17 protein-coding genes, 1 tRNA gene and 4 pseudogenes are annotated in these 13759 nt (G+C 40.3%); 10 read left to right on the top strand and 12 right to left on the bottom strand.

Features of this window, described 5'->3' with window-relative positions; all coding sequences use genetic code 11:
- Positions 1-521: 521 nt before the first annotated feature.
- Positions 522-764 (bottom strand): hypothetical protein, encoded by a 243-nt coding sequence (locus tag FFL34_RS18095; RefSeq protein ID WP_138604826.1) that lies wholly within the window; start codon positions 762-764, stop codon positions 522-524.
- 176 nt (positions 765-940) lie between these two features.
- Between FFL34_RS18095 and FFL34_RS18090 the strand changes: the two genes are divergently transcribed.
- From FFL34_RS18090 to FFL34_RS18425, 4 genes are all read left to right on the top strand, one after another.
- Positions 941-1174 carry a YvrJ family protein gene (locus FFL34_RS18090; protein WP_234031589.1) on the top strand — a complete coding sequence of 78 codons (234 nt, stop codon included), beginning with the start codon at positions 941-943 and terminating at the stop codon, positions 1172-1174.
- Between the two features lie 388 nt (positions 1175-1562).
- On the top strand, positions 1563-1931 hold the full coding sequence (locus tag FFL34_RS18750; protein ID WP_267900377.1) for an N-acetylmuramoyl-L-alanine amidase: 369 nt from the start codon (positions 1563-1565) through the stop codon (positions 1929-1931).
- Positions 1932-2004: 73 nt separating this feature from the next.
- A tRNA-Cys gene (locus tag FFL34_RS18080) sits at positions 2005-2079 on the top strand.
- 24 nt (positions 2080-2103) lie between these two features.
- Positions 2104-2280 carry a hypothetical protein gene (locus FFL34_RS18425; RefSeq protein ID WP_165303894.1) on the top strand — a complete coding sequence of 59 codons (177 nt, stop codon included), beginning with the start codon at positions 2104-2106 and terminating at the stop codon, positions 2278-2280.
- A gap of 1404 nt (positions 2281-3684) precedes the next feature.
- Here FFL34_RS18425 and FFL34_RS19095 read toward each other — a convergent pair.
- Both FFL34_RS19095 and FFL34_RS18070 read right to left on the bottom strand, forming a co-directional pair.
- Positions 3685-3831, bottom strand: coding sequence for a DUF3967 domain-containing protein (locus tag FFL34_RS19095; RefSeq protein WP_411712919.1), 147 nt, complete (start codon positions 3829-3831; stop codon positions 3685-3687).
- Positions 3832-4064: 233 nt separating this feature from the next.
- The gene (locus FFL34_RS18070; RefSeq protein WP_234031588.1) at positions 4065-4232 is read right to left on the bottom strand and encodes a MerR family transcriptional regulator; all 168 of its coding nucleotides are present in this window, start codon (positions 4230-4232) and stop codon (positions 4065-4067) included.
- Positions 4233-4620: 388 nt separating this feature from the next.
- On the opposite strand from FFL34_RS18070, the pseudogene FFL34_RS19090 reads away from it, so the two are divergent.
- From FFL34_RS19090 to FFL34_RS18050, 5 genes and pseudogenes are all read left to right on the top strand, one after another.
- Positions 4621-4761: pseudogene (locus FFL34_RS19090) on the top strand (transposase); the annotation flags it as partial.
- 142 nt (positions 4762-4903) lie between these two features.
- Positions 4904-5173: a transposase gene (locus FFL34_RS18060; RefSeq protein WP_138604823.1), complete on the top strand. Its 270-nt coding sequence runs from the start codon at positions 4904-4906 to the stop codon at positions 5171-5173.
- A 1-nt stretch (position 5174) separates the two neighbouring features.
- Complete coding sequence (locus FFL34_RS18420) at positions 5175-5351, top strand: hypothetical protein (RefSeq protein WP_171046460.1); 177 nt, start codon at positions 5175-5177, stop codon at positions 5349-5351.
- 260 nt (positions 5352-5611) lie between these two features.
- Positions 5612-7015 (top strand): annotated as a pseudogene (locus FFL34_RS18055) (ISLre2 family transposase).
- 147 nt (positions 7016-7162) lie between these two features.
- Positions 7163-7382 (top strand): annotated as a pseudogene (locus tag FFL34_RS18050) (integrase core domain-containing protein); the annotation flags it as partial.
- 740 nt (positions 7383-8122) lie between these two features.
- Here the strand turns inward: FFL34_RS18050 and FFL34_RS18045 are convergent.
- The 6 genes and pseudogenes from FFL34_RS18045 to FFL34_RS18410 form a co-directional block, all read right to left on the bottom strand.
- Positions 8123-8485 (bottom strand): hypothetical protein, encoded by a 363-nt coding sequence (locus tag FFL34_RS18045; protein ID WP_138604821.1) that lies wholly within the window; start codon positions 8483-8485, stop codon positions 8123-8125.
- A pseudogene (locus FFL34_RS19085) lies at positions 8464-8553 on the bottom strand (hypothetical protein); the annotation flags it as partial. The gene FFL34_RS18045 and the pseudogene FFL34_RS19085, both read right to left, overlap by 22 nt.
- Before the next feature lie 29 nt (positions 8554-8582).
- Positions 8583-9110, bottom strand: coding sequence for a replication initiation protein (locus FFL34_RS18040; RefSeq protein WP_138604820.1), 528 nt, complete (start codon positions 9108-9110; stop codon positions 8583-8585).
- Between the two features lie 312 nt (positions 9111-9422).
- Positions 9423-9728 (bottom strand): hypothetical protein, encoded by a 306-nt coding sequence (locus FFL34_RS18415; protein ID WP_171046459.1) that lies wholly within the window; start codon positions 9726-9728, stop codon positions 9423-9425.
- 172 nt (positions 9729-9900) lie between these two features.
- Positions 9901-10227: a hypothetical protein gene (locus FFL34_RS18030; protein ID WP_138604818.1), complete on the bottom strand. Its 327-nt coding sequence runs from the start codon at positions 10225-10227 to the stop codon at positions 9901-9903.
- Complete coding sequence (locus FFL34_RS18410) at positions 10224-10373, bottom strand: hypothetical protein (RefSeq protein WP_171046458.1); 150 nt, start codon at positions 10371-10373, stop codon at positions 10224-10226. The genes FFL34_RS18030 and FFL34_RS18410 overlap by 4 nt, the downstream gene beginning before the upstream one ends.
- A 318-nt stretch (positions 10374-10691) precedes the next feature.
- Here FFL34_RS18410 and FFL34_RS18025 point away from each other — a divergent pair, with 318 nt between their 5' ends.
- Complete coding sequence (locus FFL34_RS18025; protein ID WP_138604812.1) at positions 10692-10928, top strand: hypothetical protein; 237 nt, start codon at positions 10692-10694, stop codon at positions 10926-10928.
- 1487 nt (positions 10929-12415) lie between these two features.
- Here the strand turns inward: FFL34_RS18025 and FFL34_RS18865 are convergent.
- The 3 genes from FFL34_RS18865 to FFL34_RS18485 form a co-directional block, all read right to left on the bottom strand.
- The gene (locus FFL34_RS18865; protein ID WP_267900376.1) at positions 12416-12550 is read right to left on the bottom strand and encodes a hypothetical protein; all 135 of its coding nucleotides are present in this window, start codon (positions 12548-12550) and stop codon (positions 12416-12418) included.
- 198 nt (positions 12551-12748) lie between these two features.
- On the bottom strand, positions 12749-13045 hold the full coding sequence (locus FFL34_RS18020) for a type II toxin-antitoxin system RelE/ParE family toxin (protein WP_138604810.1): 297 nt from the start codon (positions 13043-13045) through the stop codon (positions 12749-12751).
- Between the two features lie 268 nt (positions 13046-13313).
- A complete protein-coding gene (locus FFL34_RS18485; protein WP_199799063.1) occupies positions 13314-13454 on the bottom strand; it encodes a hypothetical protein in 141 nt (46 codons plus the stop codon).
- Positions 13455-13759: the final 305 nt, after the last annotated feature.

Here is a 13759-nt window from a genome sequence, read left to right as displayed (position 1 = left end):
CCAAAATCCGGCGCCTGTTCAAAAACATCATTGTAGAAGCATTCCGTGATTTTCGTTTTTAGCTCCTGTTCCAGATCTCTCGGTTCTGTTGTTCGGTTTGATGGAGCGACTTTTGGATTTTAGGCTCCAACGTTTTTTAAAGTTGTTCCACGTCAAGCTGTTGTCATGGCCATCTTGCTCCTTTTTTAGATGGTTTTCTAGTTTTTTGCAGTGCTTTTCATGCAACTTGGATACGTTTTGCGGTGAATCGTTGAATAATCAGCTATTTGTTTTTGTACGCCATGCACGTATTTGTGCGTTAAAATGCTTTTCTGTTTGGCTCAGGGTTTCGATGGCTTGATATAATTGGGGGTCTTCACACAGTCCGTCACTGTCTCACAGGCAATCATGTCGGCGATATCCGGCGATGACTGGTAAAGCATGTCCTTGTGTGTAGCCCATCGTTTTCCTCATGCAATGGTTGATCCAATGTTAGGTTTCGCGATAGCGATGTTTTTCTTGCTTTATCAAAGTTCATCGCATTATAGTGAATGACATTCGATAAATACGTCAGCGTTTTTCACATGTTTATAAAACGTCTGGAACGCCTCGTTCACTTGTTTCATGTTTTGCTGAGTCGGTGAACAGATAGCCCGTTTCACAAGTTTGTAATGGGTTTCGTCCTGTAAAAACGATTGAATGATCGGCTGCTGAAAGAATTCAGGATGGTTCTGCCGGAATGCTAGGCATTTCTCATGACATCGCTCGTCGTTTTCTTCACACATATCACCTCATGATTTAAAGAGACATGAAAGTCCCAAAAATAAACCACTTATCGAAAAAAGGGAACAACGTTCTATAAATCTATATTAGCATTTGTTTTGTTCGGATACAGGATTTTTGAAAAAAGGTTTGATTTTGAACGTCTTTTTGCTTCTTTAGATAAGAAAGGAGGAACACTATGCAATGTCATGACTGGGTAATGAAACGGCTCGGAAAAGGTGGCGGCATGGGAATTTCCGTCCAAAGAGAATCAATGATGTCGACTGACTTATCGGCTTGGACGTCCTTATTGGAAATGTGGGTTCCTATTTTTATTGCAGCTTACTTGTTGCTGCGTTTTGAAAAGAAGATCAATAACTTATCCGATACGCTGGACGAACTGAAAGAACTGATTCGAAACCATAGGAAATGAGAAGGGGAAAAGAAGATGATTTGTCATGAACAAGCCATTCAACGCTATTATCGTATATTAACGACTTATCTAACCATGGCCAAGCATTTGGACTCTTGTTCCCGGAAGATGAGGCATTTTATCAGGATATGTGCTGTTATTAGCTAAAAAGATCAAAGCCATACAGGCTGAACTCGCTGATAACGGCTTCGCTTTCTCTCGGGAACTGACCGTACCTTGTGGCGATGCTTTTGTAGCAGATGAACAGGAAAAAAAGGAATAAACGGTTGATATTTTGCTCCTTCCTTTTCTTTATAAGAAAAAAGGGAGGTGTTTTTATGACAGTGATTGTGTTGGATGCCGGCCACGGAGGATATGACCCCGGAACGTCAGGACGGAGGATACTTTTGTGGGACTAAGCGAGCGAACCAGCATGGCCAATGCTCATAATGCCGATCTGTTTGTATCTTTCCATCATAAGCCGGTGGAGGAGAAGGGTTCGAGAGTTATATTTATCCAGGATTCCGCCATACCAAAACCGGCGACATTCAGCGTATCATACACGCATCTATCATGGAGTTTTATGCTTCGTATAGTCTACGGGACAGAGGCAAAAAGAAGCCGATTTTTCGGTTCTTCGAGAAACCGACATGCCGGCCATTCTGCTGGAAAACTTATTTCTGGATTCGGCGGTGGATACGTGGCATTTAAAGCAGCCCTCCTTTGTGAGGGAATAAGTACAGCCATTGCTAAAAGTATTTTAAAAGCTGTGGGATAAATTTTTAACAAAAATATTGAAAAGTGGTTGTTTTTTAGCCCCTTCATAACTCTTTATGTAACACACAGCATTTGGTGGCATAGCCAAGCGGTTAAGGCAAAGGTCTGCAAAACCTTAATCCTCGGTTCGATCCCGAGTGCCACCTCCAAAAAACCAATCAAAGAGGGTTAAAATGAAAAGTGAACAGAATAAAAAAAATGTTTCTAAAAAAGCAAAAACATCAGGTGGTATGTGTTCATCAAGCCGTGACTGTTGTCATTTACGAGGCTGTTTAGCAACTTATTATCATGTGTCAGGTGAACTTTGGGAATTCGGAGAATGTGGATGTAGTGGAGACAATTGGACTTAGTGTTAACAGTATTACAAATAAGAAAGGATGATTTAAGGTGATTGGAAATTTGATTGATGGAAACACTTACGAGGAAAGGAATTAAATCAAAAGCTCAATGAACTATACGAAAAGGAGCTTTTAAAAATCTTATTGCAACTATGCAAAATCAAAAAGTTTTGAAGTTAATGATTTAAACCCTAGAAAGGCATATGTATTTGATGCTGAATTCCGAGAAGAAGACAACATGCACTTTTTTAGCTCTTCAATTCTTCATTAGTAGATGAAAAGGAAAATATAAGCATTCTCTATAATGAATTGCCCAATGTTCAGGATCACTATTTCGGACAAATTTTGCAACCAAACTCAAATGCATTACATGAGTATTTATATGATGGAGGCAGGTTCAAAATAACCAAAAGAACACTGAATTAAATAAACTAGCTTTTAGTGATGACTATGAAGAATTACCAGATAATAAAATTATAAATCTGGAAATTTATTTAACGATCAAATAGAAACACAATCATGGTTCACAGGTGATGGCTGTCTCCCAGGGGTTACCAACATTGTGGTGGTAATTGCGGATATGATCTGGATCATGGTGGAGGGACTCCTATTAATGACACTGATGATTGTTGTGTAGCTCATGATAACTGTTGGAAAACTTACGGGGATTGGATTCATGTTGCGATAAAAGATTGATAGAATGTGTAGCTGGGCATACAACAGTTGCAGCAGCGAGTATTAGGAAGTATTTACACCAAGTTCTCTTAGATGTTATTTGGCTAAATTTAAAAAAAACGCTACTAATCGTAGCGTTTTTTAAATTCAGGTGTAAATTCCTCTTTATAGAAATGTCTGAGTTTTACTCCAGCTCAAGAGAATGCTTATTTAGGAAAAGCGCCCATTTACTTTAAATCATGATTAATGTAAAAATTATTAAAACAATTAAGGGAATATAGTAAAAAACAATTTAACCCTGTAATAGCCATATTAAAGCGTGTTCTTTTTTGTTGCATAATGACTAATATAAGACAAAGAAATTAAACCAAATATAGGTGTTAAGAACAATAGTGGTGCCCGTAGTTCGGAGGTGAGCATCTATTAATTCCTCAACCATGAAACCAACTGAAATAACGTTGATACCCATCAGTAATAATGGAATCCATAAATGAAATTCTTTCAAGTTATTAGACATAATTACTTCTTTCCCCCTAACTATTATTTCCGCTTCTCCATATAAAGTTGCCGTAAAGTAAAACCATGTATTTTATTTTAATGAATGCATCACTCTCTAAATTAAGTTAATTACAGACACATTTGACCATTAAATTTTGTTGAACGTATGTTAGGTTGTTCAGAAGAAACAATCCGCAATAGATTAAGACATATTGTAAAGTGGCTATACTCTTGTTTTCATTGTCAACTAGAGCTTCCTTTGCTACCTCGTTTAAATAACTTATGAAAGAATCCTTTGTTGTTTTCCTTATTATTTTCTGCAGCTATCTGCTTTCGCGTTTCCAGTGATTCATTAATGGACTGCATTAACGCTTTATCACGTTCTTCCAGTCGCTGATCTATGTATTCCTGCTGCTCGTCCAGCCGCTTGTCAGCCCTTCTATAAGTTCATTCTGTTTATGTATCATGCTTTTAATTCCATTATGTCGTCATTATGCGGCTTCGTATCGTTGTGTGTGTCAGTCTGATATGCGTTATGCCTTCCTGCTCTGATTCGTTCCCATTATGCCACAGAATAACAGCCTCTGCCGATTCTCCCAGCGTCATGCCGTTATCCTTAAACGTTACAGTTTCCGCAACGTTATGATGTCTGCATCCGTATAATAACGCTGATTCCGGTTATTCTTTTCAAACGTATATCCCAATTCTTCCAGCATGATACTGTACTTGCGTATCGTGCTGACTTTAAGCTTTAATAAATCTGCTATATCTCCCGGATTATAGACCTTCATACGCTCACCGCCTTTGCTATTCATTCTAGCGTTACAACGGTATAACGTAAACATATAACACAAAGAAGCTTTAAGAATGACTATTCGTTATAAGTAAAACGCCTATCAGAATTATTATTGACTTCAGAACGCCCTAACTTGAAGTTAGGCAGACATGACCTAGATTGAACTAGCCCGTATCCACACGCCGTTCACGATATGTACAAACTATGTACAAATAAACGCTATACCATGTACAAGTCTGCACAACTTCAAAAATAACGATATCACCAAAAAACTTGCTCTGCAAGGATAGCACGAATGTGATATCAGTTTTCTATAATGACCCAAGATTTTAGACACGAAAAAAGGAGATGTTAAGGTAGGTATATGAACGCAAAGATATACACCAGAATTCAAATCACAAATCGTGTTGGAAATCTTGAAGGAAGAAAAGGCAATGAGTCAGATTGCTTCGGAACATGGGATTCATGTGAACAGCTTCATAAATGGAAACGCAGTTCCTGCAAGAAATGCCACAGGTCTTTGAGAAACAAACAAAGACTTGGAAAAATGAAAGCTGACTATGAAGAAAAGCTGGAAAGCCTCTATTCGGAGGTTGTAAGTTAACCACGCATTGTCGTGGATCAAAAAAAATCTGGCATCTACAACGACTAGACGGAACGCATGAAATGGTGGACTGGGATGATCCTGAACTGCCCATCTCTTGGCAGGCCGACCTGCTTGGGATCAATCGTTCCAGCCTTTACTACAAGCATGTTCAGCCGTCACCGGAAGAGGTTGCCATTAAACATCAGATTGATGAGATTTATACCAAACACCCGTTTTTTGGCTCACGCAAGATTAATGAAATACTAAAGAATAAAGGAGTGAATATCAACCGTAAAGAGTGCAACGTCACATGCGTGAAATGGTATACAAGCCATTTATCCGGGTCCTAATTTGAGTAAACGCAATCTGCAGCACCGTATTTATCCATATCTGTTGAAAGGAGTGACGATTACCCGTCCCAATCAAGTCTGGAGCATTGACATAACATACATTCGCCTGTATAACAGCTGGATGTATCTAACGGCCATTATCGTTGGTATTCTCGCTACATTATCAGCTGGGAATTAGATCAGACGCTGGCAATTGACTTTGTCCTGGATGCGTACAACGTGCATTCACGGTTGGTATACCAGAAATATTTAACAGTGACCAAGGCAGTCATTTCACCAGCCCAAATATATTAGTCTTTTAAAGGAGCATCCATCCATACAGATATGTGTAAAATAATTCTCGGGGCCACCTGAGGCAATTTTCTAGTCAAAAAGAGAAGGCACTCTATCATAAATGTATGCTTTGACGGGCAAATACATTTCGAAAGAGGCCTTCTCATGGAAACTATTATATCAAGATTATACGCATTAATAAAGGAAACAAACAACTTAGTTGATTGGAAGAAGCATTCGACTCTATATGTATGAGGTGTTTGCTTCCCAGATGGGGGAAGTGTTCACACAGATTAATAAGGTGATTAAAGCTGAGAAACAGAAGTTGGGCTGGACTGTCGAGCGTGAAGATTGGAAAACGGTTTCAATTCACGTTTGGGGCAGTTCGTTTTCGGCATACATTAATGCATGACCTGAAAGGTGATTCTCACTATCCCTTTGATGAGTGGGCTGGTCTTCGGAAAAGTCAACGATACAGTCCCCTGACGGAGGTAAAAGTGGCTGAATTGGCTAGTGAGAGCACGTATCGTGCATCAGTCCAAACTTTGAAGGAATGGACCCCCGTAACGATGAGTCATCAACAGTCGGGAGTATCGTGAAGCGTGTTGGAGATGCGCAGTCCCAGGCTGATGTGGAACTGGCGGCTGAACTGGAGGAAGCAGCGTCCCTTCCGGAGGGAAAAGAAGTTGACTATTTATATACAGAGGCAGATGGCGTTTTTGTCCGTTCTACAAAGAAAAAGAAAAGCCATGAGGTCCGGCATGCGATTATGCATGAAGGCTGGGTCAAAAATGGCAAACGGGTCTCACTCAGCAATCAACACGTAATCATGACAACGAAGCCGACTGATGACTTTTGGAAAGAGGTGCAGTCATATGCGGCCCATGGTTATTCGCTGGAGAATACGCAGGTTGTGACAAATAGTGATGGCGGGCAGGGCTACACAGCTGAACGGTTCCAGGAAGCCTTTTCCCAGTCCGTTATCCCGTGTTGAATCAACTTGACGCTTACCATGTAGCTCAGGCGTTAAATCGGGCATTAGGCGGTGAAAAGAGTGAATTTAAGGACGGGATAAGAAAAGCGTTAAAACAACACGATTGGCAACAGTTCATACTTTGGCTGGATACATACGAAAGTACCCTGGAAAACGCAAAACAGGTAGAAAAGGTAAACGGTTTTCGAACTTACATTCAGCACAATTGGGATCGTATTTTTGACTGGCGTGAGAAGTGGAAGACCCGCCAGAAGACGCACGAGGCTTAGGGCTATGGAATCCAATCAGCGTCGCGTTTCTTTCCGGATGAAAAGACGGGGGATGCATTGGAGCGTAGAAGGCAGTGAAGCTATGGTGAAAGTAAACAGGGTATCCTCAATAACACGTTGCGGGATGTTTATCTCACATCCCAAAAAACGAAGCGCACGCAAGCAGCGAGACGTTGAAAAGACCGTTCGCATGACGGAGTATTTGAATCAGCCAACACGCCCATCGATTGGCGCAAAAGAAGGTTCCATCAGTTTATATACAGCCATTCATCAGCGATAGGAAACTTGATGAAGAGTTTTAGGTAATACCCTGCATGTTTTTGTCAGGTTCCGGGTTTGGAACGTGACGAAAACATGCAGGCCACCAAGCGACAGCGCGGTAGCCGGAAAACGTGTACAAAATAGAGTGCCAATATATTGGTGTGACAACCACATCGAGAAAAGATTGACACATACTCCATACAGATCAGCATGGACTCAAGAGCCGGGCATTGGATAATATCATGATCGAACGCTTTTGAGAAGCCTTAAGTACGAAGAAGTCTATTTAAAAGACTATGGCTCCCCAAGAGCAGCCAGAAGCAATATAAGAGACTACATGAACCTTTATAATCATGAACGGCCTCATCAATCATTAGATTATCAAACACCAGCATCTATTTATTTCAGATAGTCCGTTATCCTTTCCATCTTGGCGCAATTATCTTTCCTGTGCCAGAACCTGTCAAGGGGAAATACGCCCTTGACAGAACTGACACAGGAAAGAGCTGGTTAGTAAGATGGGAAAGGGAAAACAATGATAACCCCACCTTATTTTTATAAATTTGTGTCTTGACGATGGGGTCCACCTTATTCCCTTATGCTCTTTTCTAACTTTTAAGCCCCTGAAGGAAACCCATTTTTACAGCAGTTTAAACCACTGCGTATAAATGGCACTCGCTTCTAACTCGAGTGATTGTTCCCTGCCATACTTAAAAAACTGTTTCTTTTATGCTGCATCACTAAAAGACGTTTATTGGATAGAAATGCACCAAAAAAATCAATTGAAAGCATCTGTAAGTGCTTTCAATTGATTGCATGACCAAAACACTATATAACGTTAAAAACGCTCTGAAAATGCTTTAAAATAGCTTTAAGCTAACCATACTATCTTCAAGATAGAATTGTCTTCCAACTACTGCTAAAAACAGGAATAAAATATTGAACAGGATAAGGAGAAATTGTCCCCAAAAGCTGGGGAAACTAGGCAGAGCCTGTTTTTCCGCAGGGACATTTTTATTACGATGGCGTACATCTGGCATACAGGTTGGCGTACACGTGGCACATGCTTTTTATTGTATTGGTACACTCGCAACCTATTAAAAAACAGGATAAAATGGCAATATAATCTTTCTATATGGAGTATGTATATACTCAGTCCTCTTCCAGCCAGTTATAATAAACGGATGTGTCTCTTTCCTGTCCGTCATTTTCAAGAAGATCTTGCAGATACCCGTACAATTCTTTTTCTTCCTGAATAAATTCATTTGCTTGTTTTGATGTTAATGTTTCATTTACCTGTCGATCTATGTCCTTGATTCTAATGATGTATGTTCTGCCATATCCGGTTCTTTGAATTTTCCAAAGCAAGATAATCAAACATTCTTCTCTCCACTTCATCATGAATTTCGCGCAATAGGGATATTTGTTTATCTGTTGCCCCTGCAACCTGTTTGTCAGTGGACCAGTGCAGCTGAATCCTGTTATTTTATTGCCTATTTTCGTTTGGGTATACATGCTTCCAACTCTGTGAATTCGTTTATTTCACTAATAGCAATATTCAACACTGCATTTTTAAATAACGCGGTACTTTTTTGATATGATTTCTTATCCTCTACTGCAAATAATTCATCAAGGCATCTTTAGATATTTCCTTATGCCAGTAACCATAATGCGCTTTCAAATAATCATATAAAATCCAGCTGAACCCACTTTTAAAATTGGAAGTAATGGTCAAATCCGTCAATACGTACTTCTTTTTCAGCTCCAGAATATAAGGAATCATTTTTTTATTCCATTCAAATGTGAAGTGACCATTCTCATATTCAATAGAACTAAAAACATTGGTAAAGCTGAATTTATCATTTTCTAAATCTTGAGTGCTGAATCTAAGAGTAGAAACTTTATCGCTATCCTCATAAGCGTCATCTGTTTTATAATCTTTTATTCCAAACTTATCTTGGAATTCATACTTCCTGAATTCCGTTTTTCCATTTTGTTGTGTGGAAAAGATCGCATAAGCCAACAACTGCATTTGATTTAATGTCAATCCCTGATTCAGTTTTGCCATCGATAACTCATTGCTTTTTTTGATTGTGTTCGAATAATCAATTAAGTGTTCAGTTTTACTGTTCCTACCCAAAATACGACCTCCATATCTAACTACGCCTGATATGTAATTCCTCTTTTAAATAAATTACATTAATATAATGTAAAAATCAATATATTACAGGTAAAAGGGGGTAAAATTACAGTATCGGGGGGTAAAAATTACAGTATCGGGGGGTAAAAATTACAGTAAATCGCTATACCCTCTGATATGACAACCTAAAAAATGCCGACAAGGTAATAAAGGTAATAAAGTATTATAAAAATAAATATCTCGCGCGCGTACGCGCGGGGAAACAATCATTTATTTCATCATCCTTAACCCATCCAAACACATTAACAAGAGTTATGTTTTTCCCAAATACGTATTTATGACATTAATCCTCTCATGCCCGACCTCTTTGGTGACCATAGCTGCTGCTTCCCGGAAACGACGGCCATGCAGCATCTCCCGATTCATCCGGTCCTGCACATAGTTATAACGCAGGCCATGAAACGTGAGTTTGTTATAGCCATCATCATGGGAACGCCTTTCCCGTCCTTCCTGCGTCTCGACGTTTTCCCGGTGCCGACCGAGGTATTTCTCAATTCGATTGATCGCATGATGGGTTTTTTCAGTCGGTTGCACAAATATTTTTTCACCACGTTCCACCGTCCGCAGACGCTCGTCAGCACGTTCTTCGCTTCTTGGGAAAGGGGCACTTGCCGATGTTTGCCGTTCTTTGCTTCGTTTTTGACGTGATAAATTCCCGTCCGGAGGGCGTTTTCAGCCTGTGAACGGTGCATGGCCACGGCTTCCGCCACCCGCAGTCCCATGGTACGACTTAAAACCATTGTATCCCGCCCATCACAAGCTGTCCGTTGTTCAGTCCCATCTCCCCGGCTTTGTTTATCCGCAAAAGCATACATATTGTTATATTCTTCATTTGTCCAGGAACGATCCCCTTTTGCTTCCGAATCGAGTTCAATCCCATGCTGCTTTTCCAGCTCATTATTGGAAGCCAGTTCATGTTTGGCATGAGGAACCATATCATGCAGGTAGCGTATCGCCCCAGATCATTGCGTATCGTTTTGGTTGCGACGCCGGCTTCCTGCCTTGCTTGGATAAACGCTACCACGTGCTTATCCTGCAGATTGCGCAGATTTTTCATCTTAAATGCCTCGTGGACAAACGATAAAAATTGCTTGCAGCTGCCCGATATCTGGCACGGGTTCCATAGGAACCTGACCGTGTATGCTTAAATAACTTGTCTGCCTGTGCCTGAATCGGAGATTTACCTTTTGGTTTCTCTGACATAATATCTCTCCTTTTGTCATAAATGGTCCCATAATCAACACAAATCTATTGTGAGCGTTTCTGAAATCAAGTAAATAGGAAACATCCTATTGAAAATAGAATCTTCACAAAGGGTGTTTAAAAGCTTGTGAATGCATAGAAACTTTGACTCTATCAAAAAAGACATACCCGGACGACGGCAACCATCGTCGTCTCGGGCCATCCCCGGACAAACAATCCGGGCGCAGCCTCGTAACGATGGCTCTTATTCGAGTTGCCGGGCCTGTCTCTTTGCCTGAATCATAGACAAAGAGACAGGCCCCGGACGAAGCATAACGTATGCGTGCATATGACATGAATGATGAGTGCTCTGCTGGTACATTCTCTTGCGAGTGGGCATGTTGCCCTGTACCAATGGCAAATATCATGCGGGTGCATGCAGCTGGCAGCCCAGCTCATTTGCCACTTACCATGTTGCTCTTCCCAACCCAAGAGCAACACAGCGAAACAATCTATGTTAATCAGCCTGTCTCCTTTTTAAATGGACCTCCTTTTCCTGTTTGGAACACAAAATGAGCAACGACGGGCTGAGTATCGTCCTTGCTTTACGTGTTCGCCTTTTTAATTGTCTTTTAAGAATAAAAATATCGACCGTCGTTAGACGCTCGATTGCCTTTGAACCATTCTCTTGTCAGCCCTATCAACCCTAGCGGTTACTGGCGGGTTATTGCACGTTGCCAGCCAAACATAGGACACCCATTTGAAACGACACACGCCACTTCTATTTTTAAATAAACCTTTGCCTGTTTCAACGATCCTCAGATTATTAGCCCAAGGCGCAAACGCGACTTTTGTGACGGAGTTACCAGTACCGTCCAATCCATCTTCTCCCTAAAACGAGAGTTCATGGAAGCCTTATCCTTATGCCGAATCTCCTTCTCAAGTGAAGGGGTGACGACGTCTGCTTCCATAGCAGCTTAAAACAATAGTCTTATACGTCAATCATAGCATTATTTCTCCCATGATAACAAGCCATCATGAACCATTGCATGAAAAACCAGCACATATAAATACCACCTTTAGCTAAGAAAATCACTCGAGTCAAAAGCGAGTACCCATTTATACGCAGTGATTTTTTCACAAAAATAACAGCGTTTAACATGGGTTTCCTGCAGGGGCTTATGGATAAATAACAAGATCATTTTTTTGGTTGTGATAGATTTGTAAAAACCATGCCATTAAACACTAGCATCCTTATGAAATACACAGAAAGCGCACAGTGGTTTTTAATAGACTAATAGACCTTTCATACCTGAATTAAAAAACGTTTTGTAACCCCTTTAAAACGGCTTTATAAAAGCCTTCTTATTACAGGATGTATAAATCACTTTCCGAGGAATCATCATTAGTAATCTAATCAAAAATTTAGCTTGGAAAAAAGACAGGAACGCATTGTAGAAAAGGCACCGAATGACCTTGTTAATTAGGTTGTTTAAGTGATACATACCTATTTGTTTGAAGAACATTATGAATAAACAGAAGCCACATAAAAATCCTTTTTGTCTTTTTCACAGGTGACCAGAAAGGATTGCAGGAGAATGAGAATATCACCTTCCCTAGAAGTATTAATACAATAATTGTTGTATTAGGTTTTAAATGGCTTTATCTTCTTTTGACGCAGGTACTCCAGCACCGCAAACATAATCTGTTCGTCTTTGCTTTCGTAGGTCGTATCCAGCAAAATGCGCCGACCGTCAAACAAGGCAGCGTCCAGTAAATAGGGAATTCTGGAGTGGCATACCCTCGTTTATGCTCACGGATACTTTCCCATGCGTAGGTTTCAAACGCTTTGGACAGCCCCATATGCGCCACAGCATCACGCACGTGGGCTTTTTTTACGTCCAGAACATCCTCAAATATGTTTTTCCCTACTAATTCCCACCACATCTCAGCCCGAATGGCCTCGCGGTCTGTTTCTTTTGCATCATTTGTTGTATTGAATAAACAACAGGGTATCATCCGGCATGCGGATTTTATGAACTGCAGGAGATCATCTTCCCGAATCAGCCACCTTCTTTGCGGGATTTAGGCGGAATTCCTTTGATGGTGCCTTCCCGCAGCCATCGGCGGACGCTTTCCATGTGAGTCGTGATTTTGTAGGTTTTTAACAGGGAAAAGGCGTCCTCAACATTATACATTGTCATCCATCCTTTGCAATAAATGTTGTATTATATAAGTATAACAAGTGCGGCTGTTCATGCAACATTTATTGTAAAAATATCTTAAGATGACGTCGGTGTCTTAGACAATGTTTGTTGCATTAATCATTTCACAACATAAGTTGTATTAAATCAGATTTCATTCTCATAAATGGCGAATGGCGGGGGGAGGTAATATTAGCCCTTCATATACCGTTTCAATGTTTGGTAAAAAGCTTCACGACTGCCGGCCAAAATGATAATAATGAGTTCGCCATCATCATTTTCGGAAATCTGGTAAGCCAACCGATACTGCGTTCCATTGTAATGGATGGCGTAAGTATAAATACCGGCTAAATCCCCCGTCTTAAGGTCTCCAGCATAGGGATTCAGCCGGATTGTCTGAATAGCATGATCAAACTGTTTTTTGAGTGGTTTTTCTTTGAGTTTTTTAAAATAACGTTTAGCTGGATTCAAATACGTAACGGGTAACACGAAACTCACTCCCTTACATCACCAAATAGGGATTCTGTTCTTCGTCACCTGTTCCTGTAAACTGTTGGGCAGCTTGATCAGCTTCGGCGATTAACGTTTCCACAGCTGACGAATTTGGGCTTTGCGTTTTTGAAATTCCGTGAGAAGTTGGTCCCCTTCATAACCCTCTTGTAAGAGATCTTTCAAAATGTCCTCTGAAAAATCTTCATCAGTTGGAGCTGGACGGAGCACAATTTCATCGCCACGTAGCTCGCAAATGAGGGATTCCTCAATCCCAATTGCTCGAAAAACGTTTGGGAATCGTAATTTGCCGTTTTTCTGATACACGAATGTGTTTAGATGCGGCAGGTTGAGGTCCCATGTTTGTTTCCCTCCCATGCTTATGAATGACATTCATATCCATAGTCATAGTATGCCCTCCTTGTGTCAAAAGAAACTTATTTCTTTGTTCTTTTTTCTTTGTTTCATTTTATCATACTATCCGTCAAAAAACAGAGAAACAGCATAACAAAAGCCCCCAAAGGATAAATAGGGTGTTTTTACCTAACGCCCCTAAAAGTCTATTTCGGAATATTCAATTTAAATTGAACTTTGTCAAAATGGTTACGCCCTTTTGCAATACTTCAAAATGAATATGTTGTATTTTTGAAATGCCAAAAGCTTGGTTAAAGCATCTTTCAAAAGTATACTTTTTGAAAGGCTAGTTTGTAATTC

Source organism: Lentibacillus cibarius (genome assembly GCF_005887555.1).
GTDB lineage: Bacteria > Bacillota > Bacilli > Bacillales > Amphibacillaceae > Lentibacillus > Lentibacillus cibarius.
Note: the sequence above shows the minus strand (reverse complement) of the source record. Positions and strands in the feature narration are given on the sequence as shown.